A 21633-nucleotide genomic window follows, 5' to 3' on the forward strand; every position below is an offset into this window, starting at 1 on the left:
CTGACTGATAGGATCGAAGCCCGTGATGCAGACTTCGGACGCGGGACATTCAGACGACAAGATCTTCACGACGAAGCACATCTTCGTCACCGGAGGAGTGGTCTCCTCCCTCGGAAAAGGCCTGACGGCGGCAAGCCTCGGCAATCTCCTCACGGCGCGAGGCCTGCACGTGGTCATGCAGAAGCTCGACCCGTATCTCAACGTCGATCCGGGAACGATGAACCCGTTCCAGCACGGCGAAGTCTTCGTGACCGATGACGGTGCCGAGACCGACCTCGACATCGGGCACTACGAACGCTTCCTCGACATCGAGCTGAGCCAGGCGGCCAACGTCACCACCGGCCAGATCTACTCGCAGGTCATCGCGCGCGAGCGCCGCGGCGAGTACCTCGGCGACACGGTGCAGGTCATTCCGCACATCACCGACGAGATCAAGCGCCGCATGCGCCTGCAGGCCAGTGAGAGCCCGCAGCCCGACGTGATCATCACCGAGATCGGTGGAACGGTCGGCGACATCGAGTCGCAGCCCTTCATCGAATCGGCACGCCAGATCCGCCACGAGCTCGGCCGCAAGAACGTCTTCTTCGTGCACGTCTCGCTCGTGCCCTTCATGGGCGCGTCGGGCGAGCAGAAGACCAAGCCCACCCAGCACTCCGTCGCGACGCTGCGCTCCATCGGCATCCAGCCCGATGCCCTGGTGCTGCGCAGCGACCGTCCCGTCACCGAGTCGAACAAGCGCAAGATCGCGCTCATGTGCGACGTCGACGAAGACGCGGTCGTCAACGCGATCGACGTGCCCAGCATCTACGACATCCCCTCGATGCTGAACGATCAGGGTCTCGACGCCTACATCGTCGACGCGCTCGACCTCGACAAGGCGGCCGACGTCGACTGGTCGCGGTGGCAGCGTGTGCTGCAGGCGGTGCACAACCCCAAGCACGAAGTCACCATCGGGCTCGTCGGCAAGTACATCGACCTCCCCGACGCCTACCTGTCGGTCACCGAGGCGATCAAGGCGGGCGGCTTCGGCCAAGAGACCCACGTGACGATCACGTGGATCCCGTCCGACCTGTGCGAGACGCCCGAGGGCGCCGAGAAGGCTCTGGCGGCTGTCGACGGCATCATCGTGCCCGGCGGGTTCGGTATCCGCGGCATCGAGGGCAAGCTCGGCGCGCTGCGTTTCGCGCGCGAGCAGGGGATTCCCACCCTCGGCATCTGCCTCGGTCTGCAGTGCATGGTCATCGAGTACGCGCGCACGATGGCCGGTCTCGAGGGTGCCTCGTCCAGCGAGTTCGACCCCGACACCGTCCACCCCGTCGTGGCGACCATGGCGGAGCAGGTCGACATCCTCGAGAGCGGCGACCTCGGAGGCACGATGCGCCTGGGCCTGTACCCGGCCGCCCTCGCCGACGGCTCGCTCGCCGCAGACCTGTACGGGCAGTCGCAGATCTCGGAGCGCCACCGTCACCGCTACGAGGTCAACAACGCCTACCGCCAGCAGCTGAGCGACGCCGGTCTGGTGTTCTCGGGCCTCAACCCCGACCTCGACCTCGTCGAGTTCGTCGAGCTGCCGCGCGACGTGCACCCGTACTACATCGCCACCCAGGCCCACCCCGAGCTGCGCTCGCGCCCGACCGAGCCCCACCCGCTGTTCAGCGGCCTGGTCGCGGCGGCTCTCGACCGTCACCGTTCGAGCGAGCTGTTCGACGTCGAGGAGGACTGACGTGGAAGAACTGCGCGACGAATCCGTCGAGCTCGAGGTGCTCTCGAGCGAGCTCGTCTACGAGGGCGCGGTGTGGGACGTCCGCTCCGACACCGTGCGCTACGGCGACGGCGAGATGACCCGTCAGTACGTCGCCCACCCGGGAGCGGCCGCGGTGGTGGCCATCGACGACGACGGGCGCGTGGTTCTCATCCAGCAGTACCGGCACCCGATCAAGGAACGCGACTGGGAGATCCCGGCCGGGCTCCTCGACGTGGCCGGCGAACCCCCGCTCGAGACGGCGAAGCGCGAGCTGACCGAAGAAGTCGACCTCGAGGCGTCGCGGTGGCAGCACCTCGTGTCGATGCACACCACCCCCGGTGGCAACGACGAAGTCGTGCACCTCTTCCTCGCGCGGGGACTGACGACGGTCGAGACCGACTACCAGCGCGAGCACGAAGAGTCCGACATGCGCGTCGAGCGGGTGCCGCTGGCCGATGTCATCGACGGTGTGCTGTCGGGGCGCCTGCGCAACGGCATCCTCGCCACCGGCGCGCTCGCCGCGGCCGAGGTGCTGCGCCGCGAGGCCGCGTCGGCCTGACGTGGAGCTCGAGCGCGCGGTCGAGACCTACCTCCGCCACGTCGCGCTCGAGCGTGGGCTCTCGGACCACACGTCCGCCGCGTACCGCCGTGACCTGACGGTGTACGTCGCCTGGCTGCGGGAGCGAGGGGTGACGACGATCGATGCCGTGACGCCGGCTCTCATCGCCGACTTCGCCGCAGAACGCGCGTCGGCGGAACCTCCTCCCGCGTCGTCGTCGCTCGCGCGCCTGCAGTCGTCGGTGCGGGGACTGCACCGTTTCCTCGTGCGTGAGGGGCGCGCCGACGATGACCCGACGGGTCGACTGCGGCCCCCGAAGGCACCCCGCCGTCTGCCCAAGGCGCTCACCATCGCCCAGGTCGACCTGCTGCTGGATGCCGCGGGTCCCGCGCCCAAGACCGAAGACGCCTCAGCGGCGGAACCGTCGGCGATCCGGGACCGGGCACTGCTGGAGCTGCTGTACGCGACCGGCGCGCGGGTGTCGGAGATCGTGCAGCTCGACGTCGACGACACCGCGCACGGTGACCTGCTGCGGGTGCGCGGCAAGGGCGACAAGGAGCGCATCGTGCCGGTGGGCTCCTACGCGCGTGCCGCGATCGAGGCGTACCTGACGCGGGTGCGTCCGGGCTTGGCATCCCGGGGACGCGCCACACCGCGACTGTTCCTCGGGGTGCGCGGGGCGCCGCTGTCGCGACAGAGCGCCTGGCTGATCATCCAGGCCGCCGCCGAGCGCGCCGAACTCACCGCGCACGTCTCGCCGCACACGCTGCGGCACTCGTTCGCGACGCACCTGCTGCAGGGTGGGGCGGACGTGCGGGTGGTGCAGGAACTGCTCGGCCACGCGTCGGTGGCCACGACGCAGATCTACACGCACGTCACGGTCGACGCGCTGCGCGACGTGTATGCCACGTCGCATCCGCGGGCGCGGTGACGGGGGCGTCAGCGTGCCCTGAGAGACTAGAGGGATGACCGCAACGCTCGTCGCACAGGGCCTCGCCGGAGGCCACGGACACCGCACCCTGTTCGACGGCATCGACCTCACCGTCGCCCCCGGGGACGTGATCGGGGTCGTCGGGGCCAACGGTGCGGGCAAGTCCACGCTGCTGCGTCTGCTCGCCGGCGTCGACGAGCCGCAGGGCGGGTCGATCACCCTCGCTCCGGCCGACGCCTTCGTCGGTTGGCTGCCGCAGGAGCACGAACGCGTGCCCGGCGAGACCGTCGCCCAGTACATCGGCCGCCGCACCGGGTCTACCGAGGCGACACGCGAGATGGACGCCACCGCGGCCGCGCTCGGAGATCCCGATGCGGTGGGGGCCGACGACGCCTACGCCACCGCACTCGAACGCTGGCTCGCCAGTGGCGCCGCCGATCTCGACGAGCGGATGCCGGTGGTCCTGGCCGACCTCGGCCTGCAGGTGGGACCGGATGCCGAGATGACCGGGCTCTCGGGAGGGCAGGCCGCGCGCGTGGGGCTCGCGGCGCTGCTGCTCTCGCGGTTCGACATCGCGCTGCTCGACGAACCCACCAACGATCTCGATCTCGACGGCCTCGAGCGACTGGAGACGTTCGTGAGGGGGCTGCGGGGCGGCGTGGTGCTCGTCAGCCACGATCGCGAGTTCCTCGCGCGCTCGGTTACGCGAGTGCTCGAGCTCGACCTGGCGCAGAGTTCCCACCGCGTGTACGGGGGCGGCTACGACGCCTACCTGGAGGAACGGGCGACGGTGCGCCGGCAGGCGCGCGAGAAGTACGAGGAGTACGCCGAGACGAAGGCCGACCTGGTCGGGCGGGCTCGCACCCAGCGCGAATGGTCGAGTCAGGGTGTGCGCAACGCGATGAAGAAGTCACCCGACAACGACAAGATCCGCCGCAAGGCCGCGGCCGAATCGAGCGAGAAGCAGGCGCAGAAGGTTCGACAGATGGAGAGCCGGATCGCGCGGCTCGACGAGGTCGAGGAGCCCCGCAAGGAATGGCAGCTCGAGTTCACGATCGGGTCGGCGCCACGGTCGAGCTCGGTCGTCTCTACGTTGTCCGCCGCGGTGTTCCGGCAGGGCGACTTCACCCTCGGCCCGGTGTCGCTGCAGGTCAACGCGGGCGAGCGCATCGGCATCACCGGCCCCAACGGTGCCGGCAAATCGACGTTGCTGCGCGGCATCCTGGGTCGTCAGGCGCCCGACGAGGGCTCGGCGAGCCTCGGCGCCAGCGTCGAGATCGGCGAGATCGACCAGGCGCGCTCGCTGTTCGTGGGGGAGCGCCCGCTCGCCGAGACCTTCGAGGGCTTCGTGCCCGAGCTCAACGCGGGCGAGGTGCGGACGCTGCTGGCGAAGTTCGGGCTCAAGGCCGATCACGTCGCCCGCCCCGTCGATCAGCTGTCGCCGGGGGAACGCACGCGCGCGGGGCTGGCCCTGCTGCAGGCCCGCGGCGTCAACGTGCTCGTGCTCGACGAGCCGACCAACCACCTCGACCTGCCCGCCATCGAGCAGCTCGAGCAGGCGATGGAGTCGTACACCGGCACGCTGCTGCTCGTCACGCACGACCGGCGCATGCTCGCCGCGGTGCAGACCGACCGGCGCTGGCGCGTCGAAGCCGGGGTCGTGACCGAGCTGTAGCGAGACCCGCATAAACGCCGATCCTGCGCGGAAACGCTCAGACAGCGCGTTTATGTGCAGGATCAGCGTTTATGCGTGGGGAGGGCGGGGGTCAGCGGCCCTGGCGCTTCTTGTACGGCTTGGGCTCGCCCTTCACGATGGGGGCGCGGCCCTTTCCCTTCGACGCTTTGGCTTTGCCTCCGCCGGGTGCCTTCTGGCGGGGAGCCGCGGGCGGCGCGTCGGCGATGCGGTGCCGGGCCTCGGTGAGGAGCAACTGGCCCGCGGGGGTCAGCTGCGTGGGCGGGGTGCGCGACACGAGCGGCTGCCCCACCTCTTCTTCGAGCTTGTCGATCGTCGTGTACAGCGAGGCGAGGGGGATGCGGAGCTTCTCCGCCGCGCGGGGGAAGTGCAGCTCCTCGGCGAGGGCGGTGAACCGGACGAGGTGCTCGAGCTTCATAGCATCCATTCTCGCGTGTTCGGCGGCAGCCCGTTGAGTGTCCACGACGCGCCGCCCGCGCACCGGGCCCTGCGGCGTGTTTTGGACACTCAACAGGGGGGTGGGCGGCACGGCGTCGGGGCGGGCGCGGCGCGGCGCGGCGGGTTAGGCGGCTGAGGCGAGCATACGGTCGGCGGTGCGCAGCGACAGGGCCATGATCGTCAGCGCCGGGTTCGCCGCGATCGCCGACGGGAACACCGAGTTGTCGCAGATCCAGAGGTTGGGGATCTCGTGCGAGCGACCGTCGGCGTCGACCACTCCGTCGGAGGGATCGTCCGACATGCGGCACGTGCCGATGGTGTGCGCCGAGCGGGCCAGCACCATCGTCTCGCGCGCCCCCGCAGCCTGCATCACCCGCAGCATGAACGCGGTGGCGTGGCGGTCGATCGCCTTCTCGTTCTCGCCCGCGGTGAACGTCACCCGAGCGCGAGGGATGCCGAACTCATCGGTCTCGTCGACCAGCTCGAGCCGGTTGTCGTCGGACGGCAGGCACTCGGCGTTGATGCCGATGCCGGCCATGAAGCGCGCCTGGTCGAGACGCTGCATGAGCTCCGGGCCCCACAGGCCGCCCCCGCGGGTGAGCGTGGTGGCGAAAGTGAGGGGCATGACGCCGAGGCTCTGCACGAGGTAGCCCCCGGCGAAGTCCGCGTCGGCGGGACGCATCATGTCTTCGCTGATGAGCGACGACGGATACCCGCGGTGCCCGCGCACCGGCTCGTCGAACCGGCCCCACACCTGCGTCGCCCCGTGCGCGAGGAAGTTGCGGCCGACCTGACCGTTGTCGTTCGCCAGACCCGTGTGCAGCAGCAGTCGGGGCGTTTCGACCCCGCCTCCGGCCAGGACGAGGGTCCGGCAGCGCTGGCGTCGGTCGACACCGTCCTTGCGGTAGACGACCGCCTCGACGTGACCGCGGGCGTCGAGCTCGATCCCGTGCACCATCGCCTCGCTGCGGATCTCGGCCCCGGCGGCGACCGCCGCGGGCAGATACGTGTTGGCGGTGGAGGCCTTGGCATCCGTCCGGCATCCCTGGTGGCACTCGCCGCAGTTGATGCACGCGCCGCGCTCGCCGTGGTGATCCTGCAGGCGCGCCCGGGTGAGGACGGCCGCCGGCGCGTCGGCCCAGCGGATGCCGAGGGCGTCGCAGCCCTTCGCCACGAGGTTCGCCGGTGCGTTGCGTTTCGCCGGCGCGTAGGCGTACCGGCGGCTGGGGTCCCACGGGTACGGCGTCGGGCCGGAGACGCCGATGTCGCCCTCGACGCGCTCGACATAGGCCAGCAGTTCGTCGGGGTCGACGGGCCAGTCGCGGCCCTGACCCGACTCGGCGCGCAGTTTGAGGTCACGGCGGTCCGGGCGGGGCGTGAACGCCCCCCAGTGCAGCATCGAGCCGCCGACGCCGCGCCCGCTGTTGTTGGGTCCGAACGCGGTGGGATCGTCGCCGCCGCTGAGGCGCTCGGACATCCAGTTGATCTCGACGGCCTCGGTCTCGTCGGGGGTCAGGTCATCGAGCGAGAAGTGGCGTCCGGCCTCCAGCGCCACGACGCTGAGGCCCTTGCCCGCCAACTCCGCCGTCAGGGGCGCGCCACCGGCGCCCGTACCGATGACGACGACGTCGACGATCTCGTCGTCGGTGAAGGTGCGCATCTGCTCGAGGTTCATGCTGCGTCTCCCGCCGCGATCGAGCCGCCGACACCGGCGGGCTCCCAGTCTTCTCGGCGTCCCAGCCGCAGTTCCACGTAGCCGCGCATCGGACTGCCGCCGGTGGCGAACCCGTCGTAACCGACGCGCGCCATGCTCGCCGGGTGGGCCAGCCACTGTCGCACGAGGTCGTTGCGGGCGTCTTCGAGCCATGCCGTCAGCTGAGCGGCGTCGAAGGAGCCCGTCGCCGCCGTCGTTCCCTCGATCGCGGCGCGCACAACGTCCTCGCGCGCGACGGGGTCGGTCGGCCACACGGATGCCAGGGTGTCGAGCCCCGCTCGATACGCCTCGGGGTCGGGCGGCAGGTCGGCGTTTCGCCACCCGTCACCCTCACCGCGCGCGAGCTGCGCGTCGACGCGGGCGGCGAGGTCGATCGCCGGTCCCTCCTGCGGGACGACGATGTCGGCGATCTCGCGGAGCAGCATGAGTTGTGCGACGTCGAGCACTTCGGGGGCGTAACCGCGGTCGTCGGGAACCGCGCGACGGTTCAGGATGCCGCGCACGCGGGCATCCACGCGGTCGCCGGCGATGAGGGTCGCCCACTCTGCGGGGACGACGGGGCCGAGCAGCGCCTCGTCGGTCGCGAACCGTGCGATCGCGTCGGCCGCTTCGGGTGCGCGCTCCAGGGGGATCATGTGCCCCGTGTCGTCGAGGGGGACGAACCGCGCGCGCGGGTACACCGCGGCGAGCAGGCCCGGCTGCGCCGCGGCTCCGAGATCGGCGTCGTCGGTGCCCGCCAGCACGAGCGCCGGGAGGTCGAGGGTGCCGACCTCGGCGGTCGCGTCGATGCGGCTGCCCGTCTCGAGCCACGCGCGCCACGCGGCGGGAGAGGTGCGTCCGAGATCGGCCAGGGCGAGGCGGCGGGCTTCGGGATCGAGCGGCTCGGCGGTGTTCTGCTCGAGGAAGGTCTCGGCATCCGTCTGCGAGATCGCCCCGTCGGACACCCACGACAGCATGAGCTCGCGGCGCTCCTCGTCCATCGGCTCGGGACGCGGGGGCGACGGCGCCATCAGCACCATGCCGCTCAGGCCGACCAGGGGGGCGTCTCCGCGCAGGACCTGGGAGGCGACGAGTGCGGCGATCTTGCCGCCCATGCTGTGGCCGCCCAGCATCCACCGGCCGCGCGCGTGGGCAGCGAGGTGGTGGACGACGTGGGCGACGGTGGCGTCGAGGGAGGAGTCCGTCGCGGCCGCCGCCGAGCCGAAGCCGGGGAGGTCGATGCCCTCGACGCGCACCCGGCCCGAGAGCTGTGCGGCGACGCGATCAAAGGAGTCGGCGCTCGCGCCGAGCGCGTGCAGCATGTACAGGGTGACGGGCGCCTCGCCCGGGGCGACGGCGTTCTCGGAGGGCATGTCTTCACGCTCGCTTACCGCGGGGGTGCGGAAGGGTCGGTTGCGGATCGGGACGTTTTGCGCAAGGGCACCGCGGGCCTCGCGGCGGTGGAGGCGGGATGCGGGCCGAACTCCTGAGAAACCGGCGCCACCGGGCGCGTAAGGGCGCGCGGCATCGGCGGAGGTGGAGAAGTCAGGAGTTCGGCCCGGGGCGGGGCCGGGCGCGAGGCGGGCCGGTCAGGGCGTGACCATGCCGCCGTTCACGTTCAACGTCTCGCCCGAGACGTAGCTGGACTCCGCCGATGCCAGGAACACGAACGCCGGGGCGATCTCGGCGGGCTGCCCCGCGCGCTGGTAGGTGCTCTCGTCGTCGAAGTGCTCCATCTGGTCGTCGGAGACGCCCTGGCTCACCTGCAGCGCCGACCACGTGGGACCGGGGGCGACGACGTTGACCCGGATGCCGCGGGGGGCGAGCTGCTGGGCGAGGCCCTTCGACAGGTTGTTGATCGCCGCCTTGGTGGCGGCGTAGTCGAGGCGGTCGGGGGCGGGGACGTAGGCCTCGAGAGACGCGGTGTTGATGATCGTGCCGCCCTCGGGAAGGTGCGCGAGCGCGGCCTTGGTGATCCAGAACGGGGCGAAGACGTTCGTGCGGAACGTCTGCTCGAACTGCTCGTCGGACAGGTCGTCGACCTTGTCGACCATCACCTGCTTGCCCGCGTTGTTCACCAGGATGTCGAGGCCGCCGAGCGCCTCGGCGGCCTGGGCGACGAGCTCACGGCACGCGCTCGGATCGGAGATGTCGATCGCGATCGAGACGCCCGTGCGCCCGGCATCCCGGATCTGCTGCAGGATGTGGTCGGCGTCGCGCTGCTCGGCGGGCAGGTGAACGATCGCGACATCGGCGCCCTCGCGGGCGAACGCGATCGCCACGGCCCCGCCGATGCCGGAATCGCCGCCCGTGATGAGTGCCTTGCGTCCGACCAGGCGGCCCAGGCCGCGGTAGGTCTTCTCGCCGAGGTCGGGCACGGGGGTCATGTCTGCCTGCACGCCGGGCTCGGGCTGATGCTGAACGGGCGGCTCGACGCGGGCGTAGCGGGTGACCGGGTTGTCGAAGGTGAACTGGTCGCGAGCGGAAGTCATGGCCCGACGGTACGCACCGGCCCCCGTGTGGGTCGGGGCCTTGACGGACGTGCGGATGCCGCGCACGCCACGCTTCACCCGGGGGCGCCGCCGCCCTCGCCCGCCGGTGACGGCGCGGAGGATCCCTAGCGTCGACGGGTGACCGCCCCCGCGCCCCGCCGTGTCCTGCACCTCGTCGACCGGGTGACGGGAGGTGTCCCCGTCGCGGTGCGGACGTACGTCGCGAACTCCCCGGCCGGCGTCGACCATGTCATCGCCGCGCCGTTCTCGGACGGCGCCCCCGCCGCGGTGTGGGAAGGAACCACCGCGATCCATCGGGAGTGGGACACGGCATCGGTGGGGCGGGCGGTTCTCGGGCTGCGACACCTGCTGCGCACCGCGTCGTTCGACGTGGTGCACGCGCACTCGACCTTTCCGGGTGCGTACCTCCGGCTGTGGGGGGCGCCGCGCCGCGCCCGCGTCGTCTACACCCCTCATTGCTACGCCTTCGTGCGCACCGACGTCGCCCCACCGGTGCGCGCGGCCTTCCGCGCCGTCGAGACGCTACTGCGCGGACGCGCCACCATCGTGGCCGCGTGCGGCCCGGGGGAGAGCGCCGAGGCCCTCGGCCTGGGTGTCGCGCCGGAGCACATCGTCACGGTGCCGAACGTCTCGTCGCTTCCCGACGCCGCCGCGCCGATCGCCGCTCGGCGCACGCGGACGGCGGGAGCGTCGCTGCGCGTGGGCATGCTGGGACGCTGGGCGGCCCAGAAGGACCCCGACTACTTCCGCGCGCGGGTGCAGGAGCTGCGCGCGGCGCTGGCCGAACCGGTGGAGGCCCGATGGATCGGCAGCGCCGACGGGGGCGCCGCCGCCGCGGGGCACGATGAGCCGCGGGTGCACGTGACCGGATGGCTCCCCGCGACCGAGGTCGGTGCGCAGCTGAGAGAGCTCGACCTCTACCTGCACACCGCCGCGTGGGAGGGATTCCCGATCGCGCTGCTCGATGCCCACGCGGTAGGGGCGCCGATCCTCGCGCGCGCCATTCCCGCCTTGCCCGGGCTTGCGCCCGCGTTGACGATCGAGCAGGGTCTCGGCGGCTTCGTGGATGCCGTTCGCGCCGGCCGGCTCGGGGCGTGGAGCGACGCGAATCACGCGGCCTGGAGCGCTTACCTCGGGGACCGCACCGCGCGGGCGCAGCGGGTGGCGCTGGAGCGCGCGTGGTTCGGCGAGGTGGCCGACGGCGGGTCTCGCTGACGGGCCGTCGTCTGACGCGCCCGCGGAACGGCGCCGGTCAGGGGCGGAGCTCGGCGCGCACCTCCGCCACGATCGCGGCCACGCGCGCGGCGGAGTCGGCCCACGAGTACAGGCTCTCGTTCAGGCGACCGCGACGGGAGAGCTCGGCCCGCAGCGCGGGGTCGCCGTCGAGGCGCTCGATCCCCCGGCGGATGTCGTCGGGGTCGCTCGGGTCGACCCACAGGGCGGAGTCGCCGAGCACGGTGGGAAGAGAGGCCGCCCGCGCGGCGAGCACCGGCGTACCCATGCGCTGCGCCTCGAGCGGGGGGATCCCGAAGCCCTCGTAGAGCGACGGGAAGGCGAACGCCGTCGCGCCGCGGTACAGGCGCGCGAGCTCGTCGTCGTCGACGCGACCGAGGAAGCGCACCCGGTCGCCGGCGGTGGCGCTCATCGACGCGTGGAAGGCCTTCGCCTGGTTGCCGACGATGAGCAGGCGGCGTATCTGCCGCAGGTCGGCCCGGTCGAAGGCCGTGAGCAGCGCGTCGAAGTTCTTGTGACGGTTCGGTGAGGACACCGCGAGCAGGTACGGGGACCCCTCGTCGTGCGCGGGGCCGTCGGCGGGGAAGTCGCTCGAGACGGCGTTGGCGACCACGCGGAGCTTGTCGGCCGGCACTCGGTAATGCAGGGCGATCTCGCGCGCCGAGAACCCGCTCACGGTGATGACGCGGGCGCTCGAGCGCAGCAGGGGCGGGATCAAGGCGCGGTAGAGCAGGCGGAACGATCGCGCGAAGCTCTCGGGATGACGCACGTAGGTGATGTCGTGGTGCGCGACGATCTGCGGCCGATAGCGCACCGGTCCGGTCGTGGCCAGGCCGAGCAGCAGCGGAGTGCCCGATCGGCGGAGGTGCGCGGGCAGATCGATCTGCTCCCAGAGGTGACCGCCGCGGCGTCCGACCTGTCGGATCTCGACGCCCAGGTCGGCGTCGAGGAGACGACCCGGTGGGGCGACGACCACGAGGTCGGTGAGGGGGGCGAGCTCGCGGACGATCTCGCGGGCGAATCGTTGGACCCCCGTCGTGGGGTGGGTGAGGAAACGGCCGTTGACGACGAGCGGGGTGTCGGAAGCAGACATGCGGGAGGGCTCCGGAGTGAGACGGCGGTGAGTGGGCAGGGCGGGCACACACGGTGCGACGACGTCTCAGCTTCGGCGCTGCGCTCGCCGCGGTTCGCGCGCCCCGAAAGGTGATCACCCGGGTGAAGCGCGGGCCGCGCCCGGGTTCGTCGGCGGAGGGGGATACGCGCGGCGGCGGTGCTCACCGTTCGTTCACGCTGCTCCTCACCCCTCGACGCCGGGCGCGTCGTCACCCGCGCGCGCGGAGCCATTCGCGCAGGCCCCGCACGAGGCGCCGGCGGCGCGCCCGGTCGGGGTCGTCGGTGGCCTCACCCGCGCGGCGGGCCGAGGCGAGCGCGATGTCGTCGGGCGGCCAGACGAAGCGCAGGAGCAGACCCGCCCGCGTCGTCGGGGGCTCGCCCCGAAGCGCCGCCCAGTAGGCGCGGGCCCGGCTGGACTCGGCGCGCCAGGCCCAGTCGCGCGGGACGCCGTGGTCGCCGTCGAGGGACCCCGGGGGAGCCAGGGGTGCGAGCTCGTCGCGCAGCACGCCGACCGCGCCGAGCTCGCGCGCGCGATCGAGGGAACCGGGTGCCCGGGCGAGCAGCAGGGCGGCCGTGTCGGACGTCGCCCGCGTGCGCGGTCCCGCCCCGATGACGGGGCGCACGGCGTGCACGGCGGCCAGGACGGCGTGCGTGTCGGCGCGCGGCACCCGGATCTCGACGCCGGCGAAGCGCATCGGCTCGGCGTCGCGGAGCACGATCGCGAGAGCGTCGGCGTCGGCGAGGGTGAGACCGGGGAAGCGGCGATGCACGTCGATCTCGCAGCCCCAGCCGTGTGGCGTCATGGTGGCGGTGTGGTGCACCGAGGTGCCGCGCCACGGATCGGGCTCACGCGACCACCCCCACGGCTCGAGGGCCGCGGCCAGGATGTCGCCCTGAGCCGGGTCGCACCACACGTCGACGTCGCCGGAGTGCTCGCGCTCGCGCAACCCCTGGAGGAAGAGCGCCGGGCCCTTCGTGAACACGCAGGGGATGCCGTGCTGCGCGGCCACGCGGGCCGTCAGGGCGTAGACGAGCTCGTGCAGCGGCGACGACAGCGTCGGCGGGTCGAGCCGGAGCACTCGCGCGGGGTGGGAGGGATCGCGGGAGACGAGGCCCGCGACGCTCATCTGGGCCAGCATCTCGCGCTCCGCCGGCTCGAGGTCGCCGTCGCCGACGGGGGCCCGCTCGATCAGTCGACGCCAGAGGATGGCGCCCGCGCCCACCAGACACAGGGCGTCACCGGGGTCGGTCGGGACCATCAGGATCTCGGCACCGGCGTCGAACAGGGCCGACCCCCGCACGTCGAGGGCGCCGTGGGCGATCGCGAACCACCCGTCGGCGGGCGGGGAAGAACTCATGCAACGCTCCCGGGTGGGTGGTGGGCGATCTCTCACTCTTCCGCGTGCCGCGGCGCGCGCGGATCGATGTGCGCCCTCCGCCGTCGGACGGCGACGAGAAGTTCGTCCGCGACATCACCCGCGACGCGCGTTCCCTCGCCACCGCACGTGCGCGAGGCACGTCGACTCAGCGCACGCCGCCCCGGTCCACCAGACGCGTCGGAACGAGGTGCGTGTGCGACCCCGTCGCGGGAGAGGCCCTGCGGGCGAGGAGCGTCTCGGCCGCGCGCGTGCCGAGGTCGGCCACGTCGTAGTCGACGATCCGTATGCGCCGGGGGAGCAGACGTGAGAGTTCGAAGTCGTCGAAGCCGGCGATGGCGACGTCGGCTCCGCGGGGCAGGATGGCCTCGAGCGCGCCGATGGTGACGCGGTTGTTCGCGCAGAACACGGCCGTGGGCGGATCGTCGAGGTCGAGCAGGCGCTGCATCGCCTCACGGGCGACCGCCGGGGTGTGGAGGCCGTCGACGACCATCGCGGGATCGGGCTCGCGTCCCGCGGCGCGGAAGGCTTCGTGGACCCCCGCCCAGCGCTCGGCCATCGTGTAGATCCCGCGGGCGTCCATCAGGACGGCGATGCGGCGGTGTCCGGCCTCGAGCAGTTCGGCGACGGCGGCGCGCGCCCCGCCGCGGTTGTCGAGCAGGATCGCGTCGGCGGGCACACCGCTGCCGGGACGGTCGAGGAAGACGACCGGGGTGCCGAGCTCGACCTCGCGCCGCAGGTAAGAGTGGTCGTCGGCCGTCGGCACGACGATGAGTCCGCCGACCTGACGCTGGCACAGGTCGAGGGCGAGGGTGCGCTCGGTGTCGGCGTCTTCTTCGCTGGAGGCCATGACCAGGTGCATGCGTTCGCGGGCCGCGACGGTCGAGACGGCGGCGGCGACGGCCATGTAGAAGGTGTTCGACAGGTCGGCGGCGATGAAGCCCACCGTGTCGCGATTGCCGGAGCGCAGGCTCGCGGCGAGGGCGTTGCGGTGGTAGCCGAGTCGCGCGACGGCCGACTGAACCCGCTCGGTCATCGCGGGGTCGACGTTCGGTTCGCCGTTGATGACCCGCGAGACGGTCTTGAGACTCACGCCCGCGTCGGCGGCCACGTCGACCATCGTGGGGCGGCCGGTCTTGCGCATGAGTCTCCTCGGATGCCGTCGGGCACGGCATCCTCCGAGCATAGGGACCCGGGCAGGCCGACTTCGGGATCCGGGCGGGCCGACTTCGGGATCCGCGCGTCGGCGGGGGCTGATGCGCCCGTCGAGTGTCCAAGACACGCCGCTGCCAGCGCGACGGATGCGGCGAGTCCTGGACACTCAACGGGTTTGGCGGGAGCAGGTCAGACAGAGCTCGGAGCGACGAGCGCGCCGGTCTCGTGCGAGGCGATGGCGGCGGCGAACAGCCGGTGCGTCAGCGCGGCCTCATCCGGGCGGACGCAGCCGAAGCCGTCGCCGAGCTCGCCCACGTACTCGGCGAGGAAGGCCGCCCACATCTGCAGGATGGCATCTGAGAAGCCGGACTCGAAGTTGGCTCCGGTCACCGTGGGCCACACCGACTGGCTGCCCGCGTCGATCTTCTGCCAGCTCTGCTCGCGCCCGACCCCGGGAACGTCGATGACGGCGAAGACCTCGACCTGTTTGGGGTTCTTGGTGCTGAAGCGCACGCCACCCGACATGCCGATGGCCTCGAACTCCCACGTGTTCTTGTGGCCCGGCGCGATGCGCTTGGTCTGGGTGGTGAGCGGGAAGGGGGCGCCGTCGTGGCGGGCCCAGGAGTGGATCACGGCGTTGTCCCAGGTGTCGCACGGCTGCGGGGAACCGTCGGGACCGGGGCGCTCGGTGACGATGTCCTGCAGGATGCCGACCACCTTCTCGGGCGTCCACCCCAGCCGCAGCGGCACGTGCCAGGTGTGCATGCCGAGGTCGTTGAGCACGCCCGCGTCGCCGCAGAACTGCTTCTGCCGCTTCCAGTTCAACGGCTTGTCCACGTCGATGTCGCTGGAGTGCAGGAACGAGCAGTTCGCCTCGACGATGCGGCCCAGGGCTCCCGAGCGCACGTAGTCGACGGCCCACTGGGCGCCGGGGAAGAACGGCATCTCGCTCGAGACCCGCACGAACGACACGGGGTTCTCCGCGATGGCGGCGACGACCGCGTCGGCGGCGGCCCGGTCGATGCCGAACGGCTTCTCGGCGAGCAGGGCCTTGCCCGCGCGGATGGTGTCGACGTACAACCGCTCGTGCAGGTCGTGGCGCACCGCGATGTAGACGACGTCGACGCGGGGGTCGGCGAGCAGCTCGTGGTGGTCGGTCGTGGTCAGTTGCACGGTGTCGATGCGCTCGAAGAATTCGAGCGCCGCGGGGTTGATGTCGCAGACGGCCACGAGCTCGGGCTCGACGGGGTGGTCGATGAGGGCGGGCCAGCGGCGCAGCGCCGCGGCGATCTCGCGGCCCATCAGTCCTCCGCCGATGATGCCGATGCCCACCTTCTTGCCGGTCATGCGGCACCGCCGATCAGGCTCAGGGCCTCGTCGACCGAGGCGTCGTCGTGCACGACGGCCATGAGGGCCGCGGTGATGCCGGCGGGGTCGCGATGCTGGATGACGTTGCGGCCGTAGACGATGCCGCGGGCGCCCTGCTCGAGCACGGCGCGCGTGCGCTCCAGAAGGGTGCGGTCGTCGACGCGTCCCCCGCCGCGGACCAGCAGGGGGGTGTCCCCGGCGGCCTGGATCACCCGGTGGTATTCGGTGATGTCGTCGGTGGGGTCGGCCTTGATGAGGTCGGCGCCGAGCTCGCGTGCCTGACGCACGAGGGTGACGATCTTGGCGGTGTCGCCGTCGACGCCGTACCCGCCGCTGCCGGGCTTGGTCTGCATGACGAGGGGCTCGATCATCAACGGCATCCCGTACCGCTCGGCGTCGGTTCGAAGAGCCAGGATCGAGCGGATGCACTGCTCGCGCACCTGCGGTTCGCCGGGCAGATCGAGCAGGTTCACGCACACGGCGACGGCGTCGAGGCGCACGGCGACCTCGATCGCGTCGGGCACGTGGATGCTGTGCAGGGGGGATTCGAGCGGGTCGCCGTACACGTTGGCGATGTCGGTGCGCAGCACCAGGCCGGGCTTCTGCTTGCCGGGGACGCTCTGCAGCAGCGGAGCCTGGCCGAGCGTGAGCTGCACGGCGTCGGGGCCGGCTTCGACGAGCGTCCGGACGGTGGCGGCCATGTCTTCGATACCGGTGAGGAAGCCGTGTTCGTGGAACGCGCCGTGGTCGACGGCGACGTCGAGCGCGCGGCCGGAGGTCGCGTTGAAGAGGCGGTGGAGGCGGGGTTTCGACATGGGGTGTGGGTCTCCGAGACGTCGGGTCGGGGCGCGGCTCTGCGCTCGACCGTCAGTATGCGGGGCGCGAGACAACGTTGTCAACGACTGCTAACGTGGGCCGCGCAACGGCGAGGAAGGCGGCGCTCATGGGCGAGCTGTACGGATCGACGATCGACGAGGCGCGCCGCAGGGCGGGGTGCACGGCGCAGGTCGCGAGCGTGGAGGCATCGGTGCGCACCGACGGACCGGATGTCGGAACCCGGCGCCTGCGCGTGATCGCGGGCGACCTCGAGGTCGAGCTGCTGCCCGACCGCGGCCTCGATCTCGGTCAGGTGCGTCACCGTGGTGTGCCGCTCGCCTGGGTGTCGCCCACGGGCTGGCCGCGGCCGGGAGCGGGGGGCTTCGGCGCCTCGTTCGGGGGAGGTCTCGTCACGACCTGCGGCCTGCTGTCGTTCGGCCCGCCGTCGGTCGACGCCGAGGGGGAGCACCCCCAGCACGGGCGGTACAGCGGGCTCTCGGCATCCGTCACCCGGGCCGAGGTGACCCCGGACGCCGTGGTGGTCGAGGCGGTCGTCGTGGAGGCCACGGTGCTCGGTGCCCATCTGGAGCTGCGGCGGAGCGTGCGGGTTCCGCTCGGTGAGGGGCGGATCGAGCTGCGCGACGAGATCGTCAACCGCGGCTCCCGCGAGGTGGAGCCCATGGTGCTGTACCACGTCAACCTCGGCTGGCCGCTGGTGGAGACGGGCTCGGTGCTGCGCTCTCCCGCCACGGGCGTGCGGCCGCGCGACGCCGCGGCGGAGGCGGGACTGTCGTCGTGGGCGGAGTTCCCCGAACCCGTCGCGCACTACCCCGAGCAGGTGTTCGCGCACGACCTGCCGACCGACCGTCGGGTGAGCGCCGAGGTGATCGCGCCGTCGGGGCTCGGCATCCGGATCTCGTTCGACACCTCGGTGCTGCCGGGGATGTTCCAGTGGCGCGTGGCGCAGGAGGGCGGGGTGGTGCTCGGGGTGGAGCCGGCGACGGCCGCGACGATCCTCGGTCGCGGCGACGCGCGGGCGAGGGGGCTGCTGCGCGCACTCGCCCCCGGAGCCTCGTGGGAGCTCGGTCTCGACATCGCTGTCATCCGAGATGCTTCCGTGACTTGACAACGTTGTCCCATCGGGCTCATGCTGACTCCAGCGCAGCCCGCCCGAGGGTTTCGTCCCCATGACAACGATGTCGGAGATGCGATGACGCACGACGAGCGACCGGCCGCCACGGCGGCCACCGAGGCCATGGCGCCCCGGTCGCGCGCCCGACTCATCGACGTCGCCACGGCCGCGGGGGTCAGCCCCAAGACGGTGTCCCGTGTCGTCAACGACGAAGCCGGCGTGCTGCCCGCCACCCGCGATCGCGTGCTGTGGGCCGTGCGCGAACTGGGCTTCGTCCCCGACCGCAGCGCTCGGGAACTCAAGCGGCGCGACGCCGACACGATCGGCATTCTGATCGACGCGATCAGCGACCCGTTCTTCGCCGCGTTCGTCAGCGTCGTCGAAGAGCTCGCCGTCGCCGAGGGACTCAGCGTCATCTTCGCCAGCACCGGCTACGACGCCGCCCACGAGCGCACCCAGCTCGACCGCCTCACCGGGCACCGCCTCGCGGGCCTCATCGTCGCGCCCGTCGCCGTGGACGCCGCGACCCTCGCGGGGCTGCGCACCCGCTTTCCGGTCGTCTGCATCGACCGCTCGCGCCCGGGTATCGACGCCGTCGTGATCGACGACTTCGGCGCCGCCGCCGAGGCCACCGCCGCCCTCGTCGCCCACGGGCACCGTCGGATCGCCTTCATGGGCGAGGACGTGCCCTATCCCACGGTCGACGATCGCCTGGCCGGCTACCGCTCGGCTCTGAAAGCGGCGGGTCTGCCGTTCGACCCCTCGCTCGTCGTCACCCACGAGCGCTTCGGCCGAGGCGAGGCCGCCGAGGCCTCGCGCCTGCTCGAACGCGGCGACGCCCCCACCGCGCTGCTCTGCGCGACCAGCCTCGCGGCGATCGGAACGGTCCGGGCGATCCGCGCGAAGGGCCTGCGCATGCCGGCGCTCATCTCGTTCGGCGACTTCACCCTCGCCGAGGTGCTGGAGCCGGCGATCACCTACGTCGACCACGACCCGCGCCTGCTCGCGGTCGCGGCGTTCCGGCTGCTGCGGCAGCGCGCCGCGCGCCCCGACGAGGGTCCCGCGCGCATCGTCGTGCCGACCCGCCTCGTCCCGCGGGGATCGGGCGAGGTCGGCGTCGGTGCCGGATCCCTGCCCGCCGTCGCCGCGGAGGGGGCGTCCGTCGCGCAGCCCGCGTCCGCCGGGCGGTCCGCCGTGCCCTCGGCGCCTGCCGGGGAGCCCGCCCCGTCGGCGTCCGCCGAGCAGCCCGCCCCGTCAGCGTCGGCCGGGCAGCCCGCCCCGCCCGAAGCCGCCGCCCTCTCCGTCGCCGTGATCGAGCCCGCCGCGGCGCTCGTGGCGACCGCCTTCGCCCTCGCCCGCACCGAGACCTCCGGCGTCGCCGCCGTGTCGTCCTCCGAACCGATCGGAGCCTCGTGATGAAGCCCGTCCTGCTGCCCCCGAACCCCGTGCAGCACTTCTACCTCGGCGGTGACCGCATCGCGGCCCTCCGCGGCATCGTGCCCGAGACCGACCGCCAGCCCGAGGAGTGGCTCGGCTCGACCGTCTCGCGCTTCGGCTCCGACACCATCGGCCTCGCGATCGCCGAGGACGGCGCGTTCCTGCGCGACCTGGTCACGGCCGACCGCGCCGCGTGGGTGGGGGCCCGCGGGGGACGCGACGCCGCGGATCTCGGCATCCTGGTCAAGCTGCTCGACGCGCGCCAGCGTCTTCCCGTGCACGTGCACCCCGACCGCGAGTTCGCGCGCGGGCACCTCGACTGCCCGTACGGCAAGACCGAGGCCTGGTACGTGCTCGAGACCGAGGCCGACTGCGCCGTGCACGTCGGCTGGAACCGGGCCGTCGACCGCGACGAGCTCGACCGCCGCCGCGACGCGCAGGACAGCGAGTGGATGCTCTCGCGGATGAACCGCGTGGTCGTCCGCCCCGGGATGGGCGTGCTCGTGCCCGCCGGCACCGTGCACGCGATCGACGGCGGGATCTTCGTCGCCGAGGTGCAGGAGCCCACCGACTTCTCGATCCTGCTCGAGTGGTCGGTGACGACCTCGACCCGCGATGAATCGCACCTCGACCTGGGCTTCGACGCCGTCATGCCCGCCGTGTCGACCGAGAAGCTCGACGCCGCAGCCCTCGACGCCCTGATCAGCACGGCCGGCACGACGCCGGCGGGGACCGACTTCCGCTCGCTGCTGCCCGCCGCCGCCGACCCGTACTTCCGCCTGTTCGACGCGGCCGGCGAGACCGCCGCCCGTGAAGCCGGTTTCGCGGTGGTGCTGGTGCGCGAAGGGTCCGGCGCGTTGGTGTCGGACGCGGGCTCGGTCGACGTCGAGCGCGGACAGGTCTACGCCGTCCCGCACGCCTTCGGCGCCTGGCGCCTGGCGGGGGAGGCCGACGTGCTCGTCGCGGCGCCCGGCGCCGGCTGGCCCGGGACCCTGCGCGGCGGAGGAGTGCGGTGAGCGACTACGTCGTCGGCATCGACATGGGAAGCACCAGCACCAAGCTGCTGGTCGCCACCCCAGACGGGCGCCAGGTGCTCGTCGTGAGCCGCCGCTCACCCTGGACCAACCTCGACCACGGCCAGGCCGAGATGCCCGCCGACCGTGCCATCGCCGTCGTCCGCGAGCTCGCGGCCGAGGCCGACCAACGCCTCGACGCGGGCTATCGCATCGTCGCCCTCGGGGTGTCGGGCATGGCCGAGGCGGGAGTGCTGCTCGACGCCGACGGCACCGCGCTCGCCCCGATCATGGCGTGGTTCGACCCGCGCGGCGCCGCTCAGATCGCGGCGACCCCCGACGCGTTCCGCGCCGAGTTCCCCGGCCGCACGGGGCTGCCGGTCGGGCCCCTGGCATCCATCGCCAAGCTCCTGCACCTGCGGGACCGGGGGATCGCGCTCGCCGGGACGACCTTCCTCAACGTTCCGGAGTTCGTCGTGCACGCCCTCGGCGGGCCCCGCGTGGCGGAGTACTCGCTCGTCTCGCGCACCGGACTCATCGACCAGGACGACAGCACCCCCTGGCAGGCGGCGCTCGACGTGCTCGGGGTGGACGAGACGATCCTCGGCGCTCGCGTCAGCGCCGGCGAGGCGGTCGGCACGCTGAGCGACCCGGCCATGCCCGCGGGCTTCCGCGGCGCCGCCCTCACCATCGCGGGGCACGACCACCTCGTCTCGGCCGTCGCCGTCGGCGCCACCCACACGGGACAGCTGTACGACTCGATGGGCACCGCCGAAGCGCTCGTGCGCGTGCTCGACGACACCCTTCCGTTCGCCGCGCGCGAGCGTCTCGCCCACGCCGGTATCAACTGCGTGCGCCACGTCATCCCGGGCAAGTACGTGCTGCTCGCGGGCACCAAGTCGGGACTGCTCATGCGGCGGGTGCTGCAGCTGCTCGGGATCACGGATGCCACGGGGCGCGCGGTCATCGACGACGCGGCCGTGGCTCTTCCCGTGGACGGCACGCTCGCCGACGGCGGTCTCGAGGTGTCGGGCGCCCGCAACGACGACGGCGTGCTCAGGATCGTCGCGCAGAGCGACGGACTCAGCCCCGCCGAACTGTTCGCGACCAGCCTGCGCCACGGCAACGAGATGCTCGCGGAGTGCATGGCGGTGATGGACCGCGAAGTCGCACCGCCCACCTCGACGGTGCTCACCGGTGGCTGGTCGACCATGGCGTCCGTCGTGCGCTCGCGCTCGGCGCTGCTGCCCGAGGTCACCGTTTCGACCCACGACGAGGGCACCGCGTACGGCGCGGCGCTGTTCGCCGCGTTCGCCGCCGACGCGGCATCCCGGTCCTTCGAGGACGTCGCCGAGGCGTTCCTCTCTTCTTCTCTCGTCGCGGACGAGAGCCCTCTTCTCACCAACGAAAGGAGCTGAC

At 72.3% G+C, this 21633-nt stretch carries 18 protein-coding genes; 9 read left to right on the forward strand and 9 right to left on the reverse strand.

Features of this window, described 5'->3' with window-relative positions; all coding sequences use genetic code 11:
• Positions 1-25 precede the first annotated feature (25 nt).
• Genes BJP65_RS11665 through BJP65_RS11680 form a run of 4 tightly spaced genes read left to right on the forward strand, consistent with a single transcriptional unit; the run spans position 26 to position 4909 of the window.
• Positions 26-1723 (forward strand): CTP synthase, encoded by a 1698-nt coding sequence (locus BJP65_RS11665; protein ID WP_070409257.1) that lies wholly within the window; start codon positions 26-28, stop codon positions 1721-1723.
• 1 nt (position 1724) lies between these two features.
• Positions 1725-2303 (forward strand): NUDIX hydrolase, encoded by a 579-nt coding sequence (locus BJP65_RS11670; RefSeq protein WP_055839970.1) that lies wholly within the window; start codon positions 1725-1727, stop codon positions 2301-2303.
• Position 2304: 1 nt separating this feature from the next.
• Positions 2305-3234 carry a site-specific tyrosine recombinase XerD gene (xerD, locus tag BJP65_RS11675; RefSeq protein WP_055939282.1) on the forward strand — a complete coding sequence of 310 codons (930 nt, stop codon included), beginning with the start codon at positions 2305-2307 and terminating at the stop codon, positions 3232-3234.
• 34 nt (positions 3235-3268) lie between these two features.
• Positions 3269-4909, forward strand: coding sequence for an ABC-F family ATP-binding cassette domain-containing protein (locus BJP65_RS11680; RefSeq protein WP_070409258.1), 1641 nt, complete (start codon positions 3269-3271; stop codon positions 4907-4909).
• A 91-nt stretch (positions 4910-5000) separates the two neighbouring features.
• Here the strand turns inward: BJP65_RS11680 and BJP65_RS11685 are convergent, their stop codons facing one another.
• The 4 genes from BJP65_RS11685 to BJP65_RS11700 form a co-directional block, all read right to left on the reverse strand.
• Positions 5001-5345 (reverse strand): LysR family transcriptional regulator, encoded by a 345-nt coding sequence (locus BJP65_RS11685; protein WP_055839982.1) that lies wholly within the window; start codon positions 5343-5345, stop codon positions 5001-5003.
• A gap of 144 nt (positions 5346-5489) precedes the next feature.
• A complete protein-coding gene (locus tag BJP65_RS11690; RefSeq protein ID WP_070409259.1) occupies positions 5490-7040 on the reverse strand; it encodes a GMC family oxidoreductase in 1551 nt (516 codons plus the stop codon).
• Positions 7037-8431 (reverse strand): alpha/beta fold hydrolase, encoded by a 1395-nt coding sequence (locus tag BJP65_RS11695; RefSeq protein WP_070409260.1) that lies wholly within the window; start codon positions 8429-8431, stop codon positions 7037-7039. The genes BJP65_RS11690 and BJP65_RS11695 overlap by 4 nt, the downstream gene beginning before the upstream one ends.
• A 216-nt stretch (positions 8432-8647) precedes the next feature.
• Entirely contained in the window at positions 8648-9550 is a 903-nt protein-coding gene (locus BJP65_RS11700; protein ID WP_055839994.1) for an SDR family oxidoreductase, read from the reverse strand.
• Between the two features lie 138 nt (positions 9551-9688).
• Here BJP65_RS11700 and BJP65_RS11705 point away from each other — a divergent pair, with 138 nt between their 5' ends.
• Positions 9689-10786 carry a glycosyltransferase family 4 protein gene (locus tag BJP65_RS11705; RefSeq protein ID WP_070409261.1) on the forward strand — a complete coding sequence of 366 codons (1098 nt, stop codon included), beginning with the start codon at positions 9689-9691 and terminating at the stop codon, positions 10784-10786.
• Positions 10787-10823: 37 nt separating this feature from the next.
• Here BJP65_RS11705 and BJP65_RS11710 read toward each other — a convergent pair whose 3' ends face one another.
• From BJP65_RS11710 to BJP65_RS11730, 5 genes are all read right to left on the reverse strand, one after another.
• Positions 10824-11897: a glycosyltransferase family 1 protein gene (locus BJP65_RS11710; protein ID WP_055939267.1), complete on the reverse strand. Its 1074-nt coding sequence runs from the start codon at positions 11895-11897 to the stop codon at positions 10824-10826.
• A gap of 229 nt (positions 11898-12126) precedes the next feature.
• Positions 12127-13275, reverse strand: a complete 1149-nt coding sequence (locus BJP65_RS11715; RefSeq protein ID WP_070409262.1) for a nucleotidyltransferase family protein — start codon at positions 13273-13275, stop codon at positions 12127-12129.
• 166 nt (positions 13276-13441) lie between these two features.
• The gene (locus BJP65_RS11720; RefSeq protein WP_055840007.1) at positions 13442-14437 is read right to left on the reverse strand and encodes a LacI family DNA-binding transcriptional regulator; all 996 of its coding nucleotides are present in this window, start codon (positions 14435-14437) and stop codon (positions 13442-13444) included.
• Between the two features lie 200 nt (positions 14438-14637).
• A complete protein-coding gene (locus tag BJP65_RS11725; protein ID WP_070409264.1) occupies positions 14638-15795 on the reverse strand; it encodes a Gfo/Idh/MocA family protein in 1158 nt (385 codons plus the stop codon).
• Positions 15792-16631: a class I fructose-bisphosphate aldolase gene (locus tag BJP65_RS11730; protein WP_070409265.1), complete on the reverse strand. Its 840-nt coding sequence runs from the start codon at positions 16629-16631 to the stop codon at positions 15792-15794. The genes BJP65_RS11725 and BJP65_RS11730 overlap by 4 nt, the downstream gene beginning before the upstream one ends.
• 128 nt (positions 16632-16759) lie before the next feature.
• On the opposite strand from BJP65_RS11730, the gene BJP65_RS11735 reads away from it, so the two are divergent.
• From BJP65_RS11735 to BJP65_RS11750, 4 genes are all read left to right on the forward strand, one after another.
• Positions 16760-17758 carry an aldose 1-epimerase family protein gene (locus tag BJP65_RS11735; RefSeq protein ID WP_070409266.1) on the forward strand — a complete coding sequence of 333 codons (999 nt, stop codon included), beginning with the start codon at positions 16760-16762 and terminating at the stop codon, positions 17756-17758.
• Between the two features lie 84 nt (positions 17759-17842).
• Positions 17843-19180: a LacI family DNA-binding transcriptional regulator gene (locus BJP65_RS11740; RefSeq protein WP_070409267.1), complete on the forward strand. Its 1338-nt coding sequence runs from the start codon at positions 17843-17845 to the stop codon at positions 19178-19180.
• Entirely contained in the window at positions 19177-20217 is a 1041-nt protein-coding gene (locus BJP65_RS11745) for a class I mannose-6-phosphate isomerase (RefSeq protein ID WP_219811349.1), read from the forward strand. Before BJP65_RS11740 ends, BJP65_RS11745 begins: the two co-directional genes overlap by 4 nt.
• Positions 20214-21632 (forward strand): L-fuculokinase, encoded by a 1419-nt coding sequence (locus BJP65_RS11750; protein ID WP_083285836.1) that lies wholly within the window; start codon positions 20214-20216, stop codon positions 21630-21632. The genes BJP65_RS11745 and BJP65_RS11750 overlap by 4 nt, the downstream gene beginning before the upstream one ends.
• The last annotated feature ends 1 nt before the right edge of the window (position 21633 follow it).

The sequence above is a fragment of the Microbacterium sp. BH-3-3-3 genome (genome assembly GCF_001792815.1).
Classification (GTDB): domain Bacteria; phylum Actinomycetota; class Actinomycetes; order Actinomycetales; family Microbacteriaceae; genus Microbacterium.

Coding starts and splice junctions, on each gene's coding strand:
- BJP65_RS11700 (WP_055839994.1), bottom strand. CDS start 9,550: ATGACTTCCGCTCGCGACCAGTTCACCTTCGACAACCCGGTCACCCGC.
- BJP65_RS11715 (WP_070409262.1), bottom strand. CDS start 13,275: ATGAGTTCTTCCCCGCCCGCCGACGGGTGGTTCGCGATCGCCCACGGC.
- BJP65_RS11690 (WP_070409259.1), bottom strand. CDS start 7,040: ATGAACCTCGAGCAGATGCGCACCTTCACCGACGACGAGATCGTCGAC.
- BJP65_RS11685 (WP_055839982.1), bottom strand. CDS start 5,345: ATGAAGCTCGAGCACCTCGTCCGGTTCACCGCCCTCGCCGAGGAGCTG.
- BJP65_RS11725 (WP_070409264.1), bottom strand. CDS start 15,795: ATGACCGGCAAGAAGGTGGGCATCGGCATCATCGGCGGAGGACTGATG.
- BJP65_RS11665 (WP_070409257.1), top strand. CDS start 26: ATGCAGACTTCGGACGCGGGACATTCAGACGACAAGATCTTCACGACG.
- BJP65_RS11680 (WP_070409258.1), top strand. CDS start 3,269: ATGACCGCAACGCTCGTCGCACAGGGCCTCGCCGGAGGCCACGGACAC.
- BJP65_RS11710 (WP_055939267.1), bottom strand. CDS start 11,897: ATGTCTGCTTCCGACACCCCGCTCGTCGTCAACGGCCGTTTCCTCACC.
- BJP65_RS11735 (WP_070409266.1), top strand. CDS start 16,760: ATGGGCGAGCTGTACGGATCGACGATCGACGAGGCGCGCCGCAGGGCG.
- BJP65_RS11730 (WP_070409265.1), bottom strand. CDS start 16,631: ATGTCGAAACCCCGCCTCCACCGCCTCTTCAACGCGACCTCCGGCCGC.
- BJP65_RS11720 (WP_055840007.1), bottom strand. CDS start 14,437: ATGCGCAAGACCGGCCGCCCCACGATGGTCGACGTGGCCGCCGACGCG.
- BJP65_RS11695 (WP_070409260.1), bottom strand. CDS start 8,431: ATGCCCTCCGAGAACGCCGTCGCCCCGGGCGAGGCGCCCGTCACCCTG.
- BJP65_RS11740 (WP_070409267.1), top strand. CDS start 17,843: ATGACGCACGACGAGCGACCGGCCGCCACGGCGGCCACCGAGGCCATG.